The organism is Streptomyces sp. NPDC001381, assembly GCF_042895685.1.
Lineage (GTDB): Bacteria > Actinomycetota > Actinomycetes > Streptomycetales > Streptomycetaceae > Streptomyces.
Genome location: NZ_JBIAWO010000002.1, coordinates 14,065 through 27,190, shown reverse-complemented (window position 1 = coordinate 27,190; position 13,126 = coordinate 14,065). Strand labels below are relative to the sequence as shown.

The following is a 13,126-nucleotide window of genomic DNA, read 5'->3' as shown; positions in this document are numbered from 1 at the left end:
GCCATGGCCCGTCTCGCCCAGACCGCCGGTCTGACCGACGTCCAGCAGGAGATCCTCTCCACCGTCCGCGACTTCGTGGACAAGGAGATCATTCCGGTCGCCACCCAGCTGGAGCACCGTGACGAGTACCCCCAGCAGATCGTCGACGGCCTCAAGGAACTGGGTCTGTTCGGCCTGATGATCCCCGAGGAGTACGGGGGTCTGGGCGAGTCGCTCCTGACGTACGCCCTGTGCGTCGAGGAGATCGCCCGCGGCTGGATGTCCGTCTCCGGGATCATCAACACGCACTTCATCGTGGCGTACATGCTCAAGCAGCACGGCACGCAGGAGCAGAAGGACCACTTCCTTCCGCGGATGGCGGCCGGCGACATCCGCGGCGCGTTCTCGATGTCGGAGCCGGCCCTGGGCTCGGACGTCTCGGCGATCACGTCGAAGGCGGTCAGGGACGGCGACGAGTACGTCCTGAACGGTCAGAAGATGTGGCTGACGAACGGCGGCACGTCGTCCCTGGTGGCCGTTCTGGTCCGGAGTGACGAAGGACACCCCGAGGGCACGGCGCCCCACAAGTCCATGACGACCTTCCTGATCGAGAAGGAGCCCGGCTTCGGTGAGGTCCGCCCCGGCCTGACCATCCCGGGCAAGATCGAGAAGATGGGCTACAAGGGCGTCGACACCACCGAGCTGATCATGGATGGCCTGCGGCTTCCCGCCGATCGGGTGCTCGGAGGGGTCACCGGCCGAGGTTTTTACCAAATGATGGACGGCGTCGAAGTGGGCCGCGTGAACGTGGCGGCGCGTGGCTGCGGCGTCGCTCAGCGTGCGTTCGAACTGGGCGTCCAGTACGCCCAGCAGCGTCACACTTTCGGCAAGCCGATCGCCCAGCACCAGGCGATCCAGTTCAAGCTCGCCGAGATGGCTACCAAGGTCGAGGCCGCGCATGCCATGATGGTGAACGCGGCACGCAAAAAGGACTCCGGCGAACGTAACGACCTCGAGGCCGGTATGGCGAAGTACCTCGCCTCCGAGTACTGCAAAGAGGTCGTGGAGGACGCCTTCCGGATCCACGGGGGTTACGGCTTCTCCAAGGAGTACGAGATCGAGCGCCTCTACCGTGAGGCCCCGATGCTGCTGATCGGTGAAGGTACCGCCGAAATCCAGAAAATGATCATTGGGCGCCGACTGCTCGAAGAGTATCGGTTCCAGGGATAGATGTCCGGGTTGGGGGTGTTTTCTTCGAGAAGAAGATCACACCCCGTCAACTTCCCTCGGCCGCCGACTCGGCTTCCTGGCTTACCCAGTTGCGCCCCCGAACCGCTACGATCGCCGGAAAGCCGCCGTCCCCCCGTCGAAGCGCGGCATCATCCGCTACGAAGGTCATCCATGCCCCACAGCCAAACCTCTGCACACCGCGACCGCCTGGTAGGCGCACGCCTCGCGCGCGGAGCATCGCCGTGGCTTCTGCCGACCGTCGCCACCGCAGCCGTCAGCCTGGTCCGCGCCCGCCGCTCGGGCGTCGCCAAGGCCGTCGCCGTGCCCGCCACCGCTCTCGCGGCGGGCATGCTGTGGTTCTTCCGCGACCCCGAGCGCGAGATCGCCCCGGGCCGGGTCATCTCCCCCGCCGACGGAGTGGTGCAGAGCATCATGCCGTGGAAGGACGGACGCACCCGGGTGGCGATCTTCATGAGCCCGCTCAACGTCCACGTCAACCGCGCGCCGCTGGCCGGCACGGTGACGTCGGTCGAGCACATCCCCGGCGGCTTCGTTCCCGCGTTCAACAAGGAGAGCGAGAACAACGAGCGCGTCGTCTGGCACTTCGACACCGAGCTCGGTGACATCGAGATGATCCAGATCGCCGGTGCCGTCGCCCGCCGTATCGTCCCCTACATCCCTGAGGGCACGAAGGTCGAGCAGGGCGAGCGGATCGGCCTGATCCGCTTCGGTTCGCGCGTCGACATCTACCTGCCCGAGGGCGTGGACGTCGCGGTCGAGGTCGGGCAGAAGACCGTGGCGGGGGTGACTCGCATTGACCGTGATTGACCCGGAGACCCAGGCGGGCTGGGTGCCCGAGGCCGACGAGGTGGACGAAGAGGAGGAGATGCCCCTCTCTCTGCGTCTGTCGATAGCGGACACGCTCACCCTCGGCAACGCCACGTGCGGCTTCATGGCGGTGTACTTCACCACCACCGGGATCCTGATCCCGCACCTCACCGGCAGCCAGGAGTCCGGCATGGCCCGCCACAGCGCGGCCACGGCGGTCATCCTGATGCTCTGCGCGGCGGTCTTCGACCTGTTCGACGGCCTGGTGGCGCGCAAGCTCCGTTCCTCGCCGATGGGCGCCGAGCTGGACAACCTCTCGGACCTGATCAGCTTCGGTCTGGCCCCGGCGTACTTCGTCCTCGTCTACGGCATGGTCGCCGACGACGCGCACCAGCGGGTGGCGGCGGTCGGCGCGATCGTCGTTCTGCTGGCCGTGGTACTGCGCCTGGCGCGCTTCTCGTGCGTCACCCCGACGAACGGCATGTTCCAGGGCATGCCCTCGCCGTTCGGCGCGCTGACGGTCGTCTCGATCGTCCTGCTGGAGCTGCCCTTCGTGGCCACCCTGCTGGCGATCCTGGGCACCGCCTGGCTGATGGTGAGCCGGGTGGAGTACCCGAAGCCGCGGGGCCGCCTCGCCGGCGCGATGCTGTGCTGGATCGTGCTGTCGATGGGGCTCCTGGCCGCCTGGGCCTTCGACGCCCCCAGCGGCCAGCTGCTCCTGCAGACGGGCTGCGCGCTGCAGCTGGTCATGGGCGCGGTCATCCCGCTGTTCGCCACGGCCCGCCGGGTGAACAACTTCCGCGACAACCGGCGCGAGGCCCGAGCGGCCCAGCTGCCGTAGCGGAACCGCCGGTCCCCCGCAGAGAAGGCCCCGAACCTCCTGGTTCGGGGCCTTCCTCGTGCTCGGGCGGGCGTGGTGCCGCGGTCGGGCGGGTCGACGCCCTGGCCACGGCGGGGCGGGGCGGCCCATAGCGCGCGGGGCCGTTCCATGACACGGCGCGAGCCCGGACCAGACACGGCGCGAGCCCGGACCAGGGCCGTCGGCGGGCAGGTCAGGTCAGGTAGTCCCGGGCGATTTGTTCCGCCACCCGTTCCAGGATGGGGCCGGCGTCGGCGATGCAGGTCGCGACGTCGGGCTCGGCCTCCGTGAGCGGGTAGGCCCGCCGGATGCCGGCCCGGCCCAGGGCCTCGGGCGGCAGGGCGAGGCGCCCGCACACGGCGACGACCTCCTTGCCGGCCGCGCGCGCGGCCGCGGCGACGCCGGCGGGGGCCTTGCCGTGCAGGGTCTGCTCGTCCAGCGACCCCTCCCCCGTGATCACCAGCTCCGCCCGCTCCAGGGCCGGCGCGAAGCCCAGCACGTCGAGCATGACCTCGATGCCGGCCCGGAACCGGGCGCCCAGCAGCAGGGCCCCGTACCCGATACCGCCCGCGGCCCCCGCGCCCGGCGCGGCCGCGTACTCCGCCACACGCGGCCCGGCCTCCGCCTCCAGCACCTTCGCGTAGTGCGTGAGCGCCGCGTCCAGCGCGTCGACGTCGTCCGGGGAGGCACCCTTCTGCGGCCCGTAGACCGCGGGCGCGCCCTTCGGCCCGGTCAGCGGGTTGTCGACGTCGCTGGCGAGGATCAGCTCCACCGCGGACAGCCTGGGGTCGAGCCCCGACAGATCGGCCCGGGCGAGGTCGGCGAGCCCGCCACCGCCCGGCGCCACCGGCTCCCCCTCCTCGTCCAGGAACCGCGCGCCGAGCGCGGACAGCATGCCCGCGCCGCCGTCCGTGGTGGCGCTGCCGCCGACCCCGAACACGATCGTCCGCGCGCCCGCGTCCAGCGCGGCCCGCAGCAGCTCTCCGGAGCCGTACGTCGACGCCGTGAGCGGTGCGAAGACACCGGCCGGCAGCCGCTGCAGGCCGCTCGCCTCGGCCATCTCCACCACGGCGGTGCCGCCGCGCAGCGCGAACGCGGCGGTGACCTCGTGCCCGAGGGGCCCGGCGACCCGTACCTCCCGGCGTTCGAAGCCGGCCGCGACCGCCGCGTCCACCGTGCCGTCGCCGCCGTCGGCGACCGGCAGGGCCTCCACCTCGGCGTCCGGCACGACCCGGCGCAGCCCGGCCGTCACCCGCTCGGCGACCTGTACGGCCGTCAGCGACCCCTTGAACTTGTCCGCGGCCACGAGCACCCGCCGGGTGCCCTGCGCTGCAGCGTCCGCCACCGTTTCCATCCCCTTGCTCTCCGGGCCCCGCGCACGTCAGGGCCAGTCGCGCCGCAGTGACCTTAACCGGAGGACGCCCCCGCCGTCATGCGATGCCCGCACCCTGGAACAACCCTGAGCGGCGGCTGTGGGAGTCACCGGAACCCGCGCGAGAGCCCCCGGAATCGGGTAGACCGGAGCCATGACCCCTGTGGGCACCGACCCGGACCTCGCCGACCGCGTGCTCGGCGGCTGGCTGGGCCGGATCGCGGGCAACATGCTCGGCAAGCCGGTCGAGCAGGGCGAGGTGTGGACCCGCGAGCGCATCGACGGCTACCTGCGGCGCACCGGCGCCCTGCCGCTGACCGACTATCTGCCCGAGCCGCCCACCGAGGAGGACCGCCTGCGGCTGCGCCCGGAGTGGCCGGCGTGCGTGCGGGGCCGCATCCACGGCAGCTGCCGCGACGACGACGTCGACTACGCGATCCTCGGGCTGCACCTCCTGGAGACCCACGGCTTCGCCTTCACCACCGAGCAGGTCGGGGACCTGTGGCTGCTGCGGCTGCCGTACCTGCAGACGTTCACCGCGGAGCGCGCCGCCTACCGCAACCTCGCCAACGGTCTGAAACCGCCCCTGACGGCGACGTACGACAACCCGTACCAGGAGTGGATCGGCGCCCTCATCCGCGCCGACGTGCACGGCTGGACCTCTCCCGGTGCCCCGCGCCGGGCCGCCGCCCTGGCCCGCCGGGACGCCGTCCTCTCGCACACCGGCAACGGCGTCTACGGCGCCATGTGGGCGGCGGCGCTGATCTCGGCGGCGTTCACCGCGCCGACGGTGCGCCGGGCGCTCGACGAGGCGCTGGCCGTCGTCCCGGCGAGCAGCCGCCTCGCGCGGACCGTGCGCCGGGTCGCCGCCCTCCACGACGCGGGGCTGGCCTGGGAGGACACGCTCACCACGCTGGCCGGGGAGACCGCCGGCCTCGGCTGGATCCACACGGTCCCCAACGCCGCCGTCCTCACCGCCGGGCTGCTGTACGGCGACGGCGACTTCACCCGCACCGTCGCCCTCACCGTGCGCGGCGGCCTGGACACGGACTCCAACGGGGCCACGGCCGGTTCGGTGGCCGGTGTCCTGAACGGGGCGCGGGCGATCCCGGCCCGCTGGAAGGAGCCGCTCGAGGACACCGTGCGCAGCGCGGTGTTCGGTTTCGACGGGGTGCGGATCAGCGAGCTGGCGGAGCGGACGGTGCGGCTGGCGGGGCCGGAGTACCAGGGCGGATGACGGCGAGCCGGTCCACCAGCAGTTCCACCCTCCGCTCGGTGTCCTCCGGCGGCTGCCGTCCCGCGCGGGTCAGGGTGGCCAGTCCGTGCAGGGCCGCCCAGAACGTCTCGGTGAACAGTGCCGGGTGGACGCCGTCCCCGGCGACCTCGGTGAGCGTCTCCAGCAGGGCGGCGAAGGCGTCCTTCAGCGGCTCCGGGGTGTCCTCCCGCGCGAACGCCAGGCCGCCGTCGAGCTGGAACATGGCGTCGTAGACCGCCGGGTTGCGCTCGGCGAACGAGAGGTAGGCGCGGGCGAGGGCGGTGACCCGGGCGCGGGGGCCGTCGGCGGTGGAGGCCGCGGCCCGCAGCGCCACGGCCATCTCGGCGGCGCCCTCGAGGGCGACGGCGCCGATGATCTCGCGCTTGCCGCGGAAGTGGCTGTAGAGGACGGGCTGGCTGTATTCGATGCGCTCGGCGAGCCGGCGGGTGGTGACCGCGTCCCAGCCCTGTTGCTCGGCGAGTTCGCGGGCCGTCGCCACGATGAGGCGCTCGCGGACCGCCCGTTCGCGCTCCTTGCGTTCCTGTACCGACATACGCCGATCCTAGCATCGCTAGACAATCGAGCGGCAGCAGCGCTAGCGTTGCCCCAACTTCTAGCAACGCTAGATCACAGGAGGGGTCATCATGCTCGTCGCACTGGAGATCGTCACCGTCGTGGTCGTCGGCGTGATGGTGGGGGTGGAGTTCTCCGTCGCCTTCGTCATCAACCCGATCCTCAAAGCCCTCCCCGACGACAGCAGCCAACGCGGCCGGAGCCACGGGGGCCGGATGCTCGGCGCGGTGATGCCGTTCTGGTACATCGGCTCGCTCGTCCTGAGCGCGGTCTGGGCCGTCGCCGGACGGCACCACGACGGCGCCGGCCTCGTCGTCGTCGCCGGCGCGCTGCTGATCCTCAGCGTGGTCATGTCGCTCCTGCTGCTCGTCCCGATCAACGACCGGGGCAAGACGTGGACCGTCGAGAACCGGCCCGAGGACTGGAAGGAGCAGATGAACCGCTGGGACCGCTTCCACTACGTGCGCGTGGCCGTCATCGTCGCCGCCTTCACCCTGCTGGTCGCCGCCCTCGCCTGAGACCGGCCGAGGCGTACCGTCCTACGTACGGATGAACTTGGCGGGGACGGCCGGACCAGGCTGGATACCCTGCCGGGGTGACTACTTCCAGCGCGTCCGACTTCGCCGCCTACATCGCCTCCCTGCCCCGTGTCCTGGCCGGGGCCGCCGCGCTCTTCCGGGACGCGGAGGGCCGGGTCCTGCTCGTCGAGCCCAACTACCGCGACGGCTGGGCGCTGCCGGGCGGCACCATCGAGTCCGACCGGAACGAGTCCCCGCGCCAGGGCGCGCGCCGCGAGACGCTCGAGGAGATCGGCCTCGACCGCTCGCTCGGGCGGCTGCTCGCGGTGGACTGGGTGACCGGGCCGGGCCGGCCGCCGCTGGTGGCGTACGTCTACGACGGCGGCGTACTCGACGAGGACGACCTCAAGGCGATCCGGCTGCAGGAGGAGGAGCTGCTGTCCTGGCGGCTGGTCCCGCGCGAGCGGCTCGCCGACCATCTGCTGGGCGCGCTGGGCCGGCGGGTCCTGGCCGCGCTGGACGCGCTGGCGGACGGCTCGGGGCCGGTCGAGCTGGAGAACGGGCACCGGGCCGGCTGACCCCGCCGCCCGTCGTCAGCCCTCGGGGTCCCGGGGCTTGCCGTCCACCTCGCGCAGCGCCTCGTCGCGTACGGCGACCCGGGCCTCGGTCCGGTGGCCGCGCTCGATGTAGTCCCGGACGACGAGCTCGACGGCGTCCTGGGGGCTGCCGACGCCGGAGAGGACCATGACCTCGACGACGAGTTCGGCGTCGAGGGAGACAGTGACCTTGGCCATGGGGGGACGGTAACACCGGTTGGTCTCCCCGGAGCAGAGCATCTCCAGAAGCAACCTCGCGTCCGGGCGGACGACTTCGCGCTACTCCACCTCGAAATGGCTGCAGTCCACGACCCCGCGGCCCGAGCCGGAGAGGACCATGGTGCCTGCGCGGCCCGGCTGCGCAAGGAGACCGGCGTCTGGCAGGCGCCGGCTCGCCAGCTACGCCTCAAGCGAGTTGCTCCGCTGTGCGGTGCCCCGTTCGACCCTGACCGCTGCCCCTGAGACGTGGCCGGCGATCTTGACCGGCAGGCATCATGGGTGTCCGACGTTGGAGGAGTGACGCCCATGAGACTGGTCTCCGATCCCGGGTACGGCGAAGTGATTCTCTCCGCCTCGGCGGAAGAGCTGACGGAGTTGGCGAGCGCGGTGGCCCAGGGTGAGGGGCTGCTCGGCTCCGCCCTTTCGCCTGGCAGCGACGCCCTGAGGGGCGTCGAGGTCAGAGGTACTTCCGGCCCGGGCGTCCTCATCCACCGCGACGCCGAGAGACAGGTCCTTGTGATCGGCGGTGACACCGCGGGCAGGGCGGTACTCGCGGAGAACCTGCGGGACATGGCCACTGCCGACGACGGCGGTCACCTCCACGTCGACCACTTTCCGGGGCACTGCCATCTCGCCGAGGGATCGCTGCCCTTGGTGGTCGACAGCCCGCACGGAGGCATGCCGACCCGGTAGGCGGGCAGCCGTTCGCTGCGATCGGCGGCCGTAGACGAACGGCGCGACGACCCAGGTTCGTCTGCGGGCATCTCCTGGCGCGGTCCGCCGGATATCCGTTCGCCCCGAGCAGGCGGGCGTCCTACTCTCACCAGCATGAACAGGCCACTCCTCGCCATCCTCAGCGGTGCGGGCATCTCCACCGATTCCGGGATCCCTGACTATCGCGGTCCGAACGGGCTGTGGCGGCGGGATCCGGAGGCCGAGAAGCTCGTCACCTACGAGTACTACATGGGCGACCCGGAGATCCGGCGGCGCTCGTGGCAGATGCGGCGCAAGAACCAGGCGCTGGAGGCCGAGCCGAACGCCGCGCACCTGGCTGTCGCCGAGCTGGAGAAGTCCGGGATCGCGGTGCGGGTGATCACCCAGAACGTGGACGGGCTCCATCAACTCGCCGGCGTGCCCGGCCGCAAGGTACTGGAGCTGCACGGCACCGCACGCAGCGTCGTCTGCACGAAGTGTCATGCCCGCGGTCCGATGGACGACGCCCTTGCCCGCCTGGCTGCCGGCGAAGAGGATCCGCCCTGCCTGGAGTGCGGCGGCATCCTCAAGCCGGCCACCGTCATGTTCGGCGAACGGCTCGACCCGGTCGTCCTCGGCGACGCGCTCGCCATCACCAAGGCGTGCACCGTGTTCATCGCCGTCGGCACCAGCCTCCAGGTACAGCCCGCCGCGGGCCTCGCCGGCGTCGCCGCCGATCACGGGGCCCGCCTGATCATCGTCAACGCCGAACCGACCCCGTACGACGACCTCGCCGACGACGTCATCCGCGAGCCCATCGGCACCGCCCTGCCTCAGCTCCTCCGCGGCCTGCAGAACGAAAGCACCTGAGAAACATGATCCCGGCGTAGCGGCCCTCGGAGTCGAGGGCCGCTGCTCCGTCGCCGGCCGATGTGAGCGGTCGGGGCCGTCCGGTGGTTCCGGCATGGTGCGCTTCAGGGTCGTTCCGCGACCGTTCCTCCCCCGCCGCGGGTCCGGCGGTCGAAGCGGGTGCGGGCGTGGACGTGGGCGTCGTGGAGGAGTCGGGTGACCAGGTCGAGGGTGTGTTCGGCGGGGTTGACGACGGAGATCCAGCCGAGGGGGCCGTACACCGGGTGGGGCGTCACCGTGTCGGCGGCCGCGTGGTCGCGGGGGCGGGTCAGGGCGCGGGGCTCCTCTCCGGTGAGCCGGCGGAAGGCCGGGCGGCCGACGTGGACGTTCACGCGCCAGCGGCCCGGGGGGTCGAGGTCGGACGCGGTGTCGCCGGGGTGGTTCTTGGTGACGATCGTTCCGTAGGGCTGGACGGTGCGGGGCATCCGCCCGTCGGGGGCGTAGTAGAAGAACGCGTCCCCCCAGACGAGTTCGGGGAATTCGCCTCCCGGGGCCGGGACGACCACGAGCGCGCCGGGGAAGGAGCGGACGGTCGTGATGATCTGGTCCATACTCATGGTTCAAGCATGACCTTCAAGTGCTGCTGTGGGGTTGGGCCGGTGGACGGACAGGTGGGCGGCTTGCGGCGGGGGCCGATCCGCACGGTGGACGTGGCCCGGGAGACGGGCTACTCGGTGCAGCAGGTGCGGGACCTGGAGCGGCTGGGTGTCATTCCCCCGGCCGCTCGGTCGGCCAACGGCTACCGCTGTTACACGCCGGCGCACGTGCACGCGCTGCGCGCCTACCGGGGGCTCGCGGCCGCCGCGGGGCCCGTCCTGGCCCGGCAGTTGCTCGCGGAGCTGCGGTCGCGGACGCTCGTGGAGGCCGCCACGGCGATCAACGCGGTCCACGTCCGGCTCGCGCGGGAGACGGACGAGGTGCGACGCGCGCAGGAGGCGCTCCGCGCGATCCTGGCGGAGGCACCGGCCCGCGCGTCCGGGCACGAGCGGGACGCGATGACGATCACCGAGCTCGCGGCGGCCCTCGGCGTCCGCCCCTCGACCCTGCGGTTCTGGGAGCAGGAAGGGCTCGTGACGCCCGAGCGGGTGACGTCGCTGCGGGCGCGCCGCTACGGTCTCGCGGCCATCGGGGCGGCCCGGATCGTCGTGGCCCTGCGCGGTGCCGGGTACGGCATACCGGCGGTGCGGGACATCATGGGCTCCCTGCGGCGGACCGAGGGGCTGGAGGAGACCCGGCAGGTCCTGCAGCGGCGCCTCGACCGGATCGCCGCCCGGTCCGTGGAGCTGCTCCGGGCGGGCGCCGACCTGGCGGCGGTCGTGGAGTCGACGGCCGGGGAAGGGAGTTGAGCGGCTAGAACAGGGCCGCCCCGCTTTCGAAAGCCAGCAGGCGCTGCTTGCGGTCCAGGCCGCCGCCGTAGCCGGTGAGTCCGCCGTCGGCGCCGACCACCCGGTGACAGGGGACGATGATGCCGATGGGGTTCTTGCCGTTGGCGAGGCCGACCGCGCGGGACGCGCCCGGGTTGCCCAGGGCCTCGGCGAGTTCGCCGTAGGAGCGGGTCTCGCCGTACGGGATCCTGCGGAGCTGGTCCCAGACCGCGCGCTGGAAGTCGGTTCCCTTCAGGCGCAGTCGCAGGGTGAACTCCTTCAACTCGCCCGCGAAGTAGGCCTTCAGCTGTTCTTCCGGCTCGCCGAAGGGAGCGTCGTCGCGCGGGCCGAAGTTCTCCTCGGGCGGGCGGTGGCGCTGCCCGGTCATGTAGAGGCCGCTCAGCACGCCGTCGTCGGCGACGAGCGTGAGGGGGCCGTAGGGGCTGTCGATGACGGTGTGGTTCCTCATGGAACGTCCTCACACGGGCAGGAAGTTGATCGGGTGGCTGTCGGTCGCCCACAGGTACTGGACCGCGTACGCCCGCCAGGGGCGCCAGGCCGTCGCGCGGGCCGTGAGGGCCGCCGGGGTGGACGGCAGGCCCAGCTCCTGGGCGGCGCGGCGGATGCCCAGGTCGGTGGGGAGGAAGGCGTCGGGGTCGCCGAGGGCGCGCATGGCGATGACGTCGGCGGTCCAGGGGCCGAAGCCGGGGAGGGCGAGGAGCTGGGCCCGGGTCTGCGGCCAGTCGCTCTCGGGTCCCAAGTGAAGTGTTCCGTCGGCCAGTTGACGCACCAGCGTGGTGAGGGTGGTGCGGCGGGTGCGCGGCATCGCCAGGGACTCGGGGTCGACGGCGGCCAGCGCCTCGGGGGTGGGGAAGAGGTGGGTGAGGCCGCCTTCCGGGTCGTCGACCGGTTCGCCGTGCGCGGTGACCAGCCGGGCGGCGTGGGTGCGGGCGGCCGCCGTGGACACCTGCTGGCCCAGCACGGCGCGTACGGCGAACTCCGCCTCGTCGACCGTACGGGGCACACGGCGGCCGGGTGCCTTGTCGACCAGCGGCGCGAGCAGCGGGTCCGTGCGCAGTTGGTCGTCGACGGCCACCGGGTCGGCGTCGAGGTCGAGCATGCGACGGCAGCGGCTGATGGCGACGGTGAGGTCCCGCAGGTCGCTGAGGGTGAGGCGGCAGCCGATGTGGTCGGGGCGCGGGGTGAGCGCGACGACTCCGTGCCCGTACGGAAGACGCAGGGTGCGCCGGAACGCTCCGTCGCGCCATTCCTCCACGCCGGGGACGCCGGTCGCGGCGAGATGTCCGAAGAGGTTGTCGGGGTTGAGCGGGGCCCGGAACGGCAGCCGCAGCTGGAGCGTGCAGCCGGTGACCGGTGCGGCCGGATCGGCCGGTGCGGCGGGCCCGTCCGCCCTCCGGACGCGGACGCGGAGGTCGCTCGGGGAGAGCGCGAAGACCTCGCGCACGGTGTCGTTGAAGGTGCGGACGGAGGTGAATCCCGCGGCGAACGCGATGTCCGCCATGGGGAGGGCGGTCGTCTCGACGAGCAGCCGGGCGGTCTGCGCGCGCTGGGCGCGGGCCAGGGCCAGCGGGCCCGCGCCCAGTTCGGCGAGGAGCTGCCGCTCGACCTGGCGGGTGCTGTAGCCGAGGCGGGCGGCGAGGCCGGGCACGCCGTCCCGGTCGACGACGCCGTCGGCGATCAGCCGCATGGCGCGGGCGACCAGGTCGGCACGCTGGTTCCACTCCGGGGAGCCCGGGCTGGTGTCCGGCCGGCAGCGCTTGCAGGCACGGAACCCGGCCTGCTGGCAGGCGGCCGCGCTCGGGTGGAAGACCATGTTCTCCGGCTTGGGCGGCACGGCCGGGCAGCTCGGCCGGCAGTAGATGCCCGTGGTCAGGACCGCCGTGAAGAACCAGCCGTCGAACCGCGCGTCCTTCGACTGCACGGCGCGCACACAGCGTTCCCGGTCGGTGTACATCCCGTTCTGCATGCGTCCAGCATCGGCCACCGGCCGCCCCCGGCGCTGGCGAGAATCCGACATCGACCTCGCCTGTCCTGCACCACCGCGGTTCACCGGGCCGGGCGGACGCGCGCCCGGGGCCTCAGCCCGCCTTCGCCCGGCGGGACGCCAGCGCCTGGATCACGAAGATGTCGATCGCCATCACGGTCACCGACCAGAGCGGTCGGTACGGGAGGAACAGGAACTGGGTGAGGAGACCGAGCCCGGCCAGGAGCATGCCCGGTACGCGGGCCCAGGCCAGGTTCCGGAGCAGACCCGCGCCGGTGCCGGCCGCGAGGATGCCGAGGACGAGGTGGATCCAGCCCCAGCCGGTGAGGCTGAGCTCGTAGGCGTAGGAGCCGACGCGGGCGTACCCGTCGTCCTCGGCGAGGGCGGCGACGCCCTGCAGGACGGACAGGACGCCGCCGCACAGCAGCAGGACGCCCGCGAAGGTGACGCCGCCGCGGGCGAAGCTGTCGGACGGAGCCGGTGCGGACGGCCGCGGGCCGCCGCGGGGCGCGGACCAGGCGGTGCCGATCTCGCCCCGCGGGTGACCGCTCGGACCGTCGGGAGGGGGGTGGGCGGTCATGGGGGCGTCCCTTCCGGAGGGGTGCCCCGCCGTCCAGTACGGTGGGGCATCCCTCGTCCGTCGCTCGGGTCCTGCTGCCGGTGTCAGGACATCCCGGGCGCACGGCGGCGGCGAGCGTGGCGGGGCCGTACGGGTGAACGGCCCCG

Annotated in this window: 16 protein-coding genes; 9 read left to right on the top strand and 7 right to left on the bottom strand. The window is 72.4% G+C overall.

Features of this window, described 5'->3' with window-relative positions; translation table 11 throughout:
* The first annotated feature begins 3 nt into the window (after positions 1-3).
* From ACFY2L_RS07200 to pssA, 3 genes are all read left to right on the top strand, one after another.
* Positions 4-1,209 carry an acyl-CoA dehydrogenase family protein gene (locus tag ACFY2L_RS07200; protein WP_390658807.1) on the top strand — a complete coding sequence of 402 codons (1,206 nt, stop codon included), beginning with the start codon at positions 4-6 and terminating at the stop codon, positions 1,207-1,209.
* A 171-nt stretch (positions 1,210-1,380) separates the two neighbouring features.
* Positions 1,381-2,037, top strand: coding sequence for a phosphatidylserine decarboxylase (locus ACFY2L_RS07195; RefSeq protein ID WP_390658808.1), 657 nt, complete (start codon positions 1,381-1,383; stop codon positions 2,035-2,037).
* A gap of 22 nt (positions 2,038-2,059) precedes the next feature.
* The gene (gene pssA, locus ACFY2L_RS07190) at positions 2,060-2,878 is read left to right on the top strand and encodes a CDP-diacylglycerol--serine O-phosphatidyltransferase (RefSeq protein ID WP_390658990.1); all 819 of its coding nucleotides are present in this window, start codon (positions 2,060-2,062) and stop codon (positions 2,876-2,878) included.
* A gap of 211 nt (positions 2,879-3,089) precedes the next feature.
* Here pssA and ACFY2L_RS07185 read toward each other — a convergent pair whose 3' ends face one another.
* Positions 3,090-4,241, bottom strand: coding sequence for a glycerate kinase (locus ACFY2L_RS07185; RefSeq protein WP_390821728.1), 1,152 nt, complete (start codon positions 4,239-4,241; stop codon positions 3,090-3,092).
* Between the two features lie 181 nt (positions 4,242-4,422).
* On the opposite strand from ACFY2L_RS07185, the gene ACFY2L_RS07180 reads away from it, so the two are divergent.
* On the top strand, positions 4,423-5,505 hold the full coding sequence (locus tag ACFY2L_RS07180) for an ADP-ribosylglycohydrolase family protein (protein ID WP_390658810.1): 1,083 nt from the start codon (positions 4,423-4,425) through the stop codon (positions 5,503-5,505).
* On the opposite strand, the gene ACFY2L_RS07175 is transcribed toward ACFY2L_RS07180, so the two are convergent.
* Entirely contained in the window at positions 5,447-6,076 is a 630-nt protein-coding gene (locus ACFY2L_RS07175; protein ID WP_390658811.1) for a TetR/AcrR family transcriptional regulator, read from the bottom strand. The genes ACFY2L_RS07180 and ACFY2L_RS07175 overlap by 59 nt on opposite strands.
* A gap of 91 nt (positions 6,077-6,167) precedes the next feature.
* Here ACFY2L_RS07175 and ACFY2L_RS07170 point away from each other — a divergent pair, with 91 nt between their 5' ends.
* On the top strand, positions 6,168-6,614 hold the full coding sequence (locus tag ACFY2L_RS07170) for an anthrone oxygenase family protein (RefSeq protein WP_390821727.1): 447 nt from the start codon (positions 6,168-6,170) through the stop codon (positions 6,612-6,614).
* A 77-nt stretch (positions 6,615-6,691) separates the two neighbouring features.
* Positions 6,692-7,192: an NUDIX domain-containing protein gene (locus ACFY2L_RS07165; RefSeq protein WP_390821726.1), complete on the top strand. Its 501-nt coding sequence runs from the start codon at positions 6,692-6,694 to the stop codon at positions 7,190-7,192.
* Between the two features lie 15 nt (positions 7,193-7,207).
* Here ACFY2L_RS07165 and ACFY2L_RS07160 read toward each other — a convergent pair whose 3' ends face one another.
* Positions 7,208-7,408 (bottom strand): type II toxin-antitoxin system VapB family antitoxin, encoded by a 201-nt coding sequence (locus tag ACFY2L_RS07160; RefSeq protein ID WP_390821725.1) that lies wholly within the window; start codon positions 7,406-7,408, stop codon positions 7,208-7,210.
* Between the two features lie 327 nt (positions 7,409-7,735).
* Between ACFY2L_RS07160 and ACFY2L_RS07155 the strand changes: the two genes are divergently transcribed.
* Positions 7,736-8,122 (top strand): hypothetical protein, encoded by a 387-nt coding sequence (locus ACFY2L_RS07155; RefSeq protein ID WP_390821723.1) that lies wholly within the window; start codon positions 7,736-7,738, stop codon positions 8,120-8,122.
* 135 nt (positions 8,123-8,257) lie between these two features.
* Positions 8,258-8,992, top strand: a complete 735-nt coding sequence (locus ACFY2L_RS07150) for an NAD-dependent deacetylase (RefSeq protein WP_390821721.1) — start codon at positions 8,258-8,260, stop codon at positions 8,990-8,992.
* A gap of 104 nt (positions 8,993-9,096) precedes the next feature.
* Here the strand turns inward: ACFY2L_RS07150 and ACFY2L_RS07145 are convergent, their stop codons facing one another.
* Positions 9,097-9,582 (bottom strand): DUF6194 family protein, encoded by a 486-nt coding sequence (locus ACFY2L_RS07145; protein ID WP_390658991.1) that lies wholly within the window; start codon positions 9,580-9,582, stop codon positions 9,097-9,099.
* Positions 9,583-9,630: 48 nt separating this feature from the next.
* Between ACFY2L_RS07145 and ACFY2L_RS07140 the strand changes: the two genes are divergently transcribed.
* Positions 9,631-10,377: a MerR family transcriptional regulator gene (locus tag ACFY2L_RS07140; protein ID WP_390821720.1), complete on the top strand. Its 747-nt coding sequence runs from the start codon at positions 9,631-9,633 to the stop codon at positions 10,375-10,377.
* 4 nt (positions 10,378-10,381) lie between these two features.
* Here ACFY2L_RS07140 and ACFY2L_RS07135 read toward each other — a convergent pair whose 3' ends face one another.
* The 3 genes from ACFY2L_RS07135 to ACFY2L_RS07125 all read right to left on the bottom strand — a co-directional run bounded on the left by ACFY2L_RS07135 (position 10,382) and on the right by ACFY2L_RS07125 (position 12,980).
* Positions 10,382-10,864 carry a methylated-DNA--[protein]-cysteine S-methyltransferase gene (locus ACFY2L_RS07135; RefSeq protein ID WP_390821719.1) on the bottom strand — a complete coding sequence of 161 codons (483 nt, stop codon included), beginning with the start codon at positions 10,862-10,864 and terminating at the stop codon, positions 10,382-10,384.
* A gap of 9 nt (positions 10,865-10,873) precedes the next feature.
* Positions 10,874-12,382, bottom strand: coding sequence for an AlkA N-terminal domain-containing protein (locus tag ACFY2L_RS07130; RefSeq protein WP_390658819.1), 1,509 nt, complete (start codon positions 12,380-12,382; stop codon positions 10,874-10,876).
* A gap of 112 nt (positions 12,383-12,494) precedes the next feature.
* Positions 12,495-12,980, bottom strand: coding sequence for a hypothetical protein (locus tag ACFY2L_RS07125; RefSeq protein ID WP_390658820.1), 486 nt, complete (start codon positions 12,978-12,980; stop codon positions 12,495-12,497).
* Positions 12,981-13,126 lie beyond the last annotated feature (146 nt).

Bases quoted from the DNA above. Each gene is read 5' to 3' on its own strand.
- ACFY2L_RS07200 (WP_390658807.1), top strand. From the start codon at position 4: ATGGCCCGTCTCGCCCAGACCGCCGGTCTGACCGACGTCCAGCAGGAG.
- ACFY2L_RS07195 (WP_390658808.1), top strand. From the start codon at position 1,381: ATGCCCCACAGCCAAACCTCTGCACACCGCGACCGCCTGGTAGGCGCA.
- ACFY2L_RS07180 (WP_390658810.1), top strand. From the start codon at position 4,423: ATGACCCCTGTGGGCACCGACCCGGACCTCGCCGACCGCGTGCTCGGC.
- ACFY2L_RS07175 (WP_390658811.1), bottom strand. From the start codon at position 6,076: ATGTCGGTACAGGAACGCAAGGAGCGCGAACGGGCGGTCCGCGAGCGC.
- ACFY2L_RS07170 (WP_390821727.1), top strand. From the start codon at position 6,168: ATGCTCGTCGCACTGGAGATCGTCACCGTCGTGGTCGTCGGCGTGATG.
- ACFY2L_RS07160 (WP_390821725.1), bottom strand. From the start codon at position 7,408: ATGGCCAAGGTCACTGTCTCCCTCGACGCCGAACTCGTCGTCGAGGTC.
- ACFY2L_RS07155 (WP_390821723.1), top strand. From the start codon at position 7,736: ATGAGACTGGTCTCCGATCCCGGGTACGGCGAAGTGATTCTCTCCGCC.
- ACFY2L_RS07150 (WP_390821721.1), top strand. From the start codon at position 8,258: ATGAACAGGCCACTCCTCGCCATCCTCAGCGGTGCGGGCATCTCCACC.
- ACFY2L_RS07145 (WP_390658991.1), bottom strand. From the start codon at position 9,582: ATGGACCAGATCATCACGACCGTCCGCTCCTTCCCCGGCGCGCTCGTG.
- ACFY2L_RS07135 (WP_390821719.1), bottom strand. From the start codon at position 10,864: ATGAGGAACCACACCGTCATCGACAGCCCCTACGGCCCCCTCACGCTC.
- ACFY2L_RS07130 (WP_390658819.1), bottom strand. From the start codon at position 12,382: ATGCAGAACGGGATGTACACCGACCGGGAACGCTGTGTGCGCGCCGTG.
- ACFY2L_RS07125 (WP_390658820.1), bottom strand. From the start codon at position 12,980: ATGACCGCCCACCCCCCTCCCGACGGTCCGAGCGGTCACCCGCGGGGC.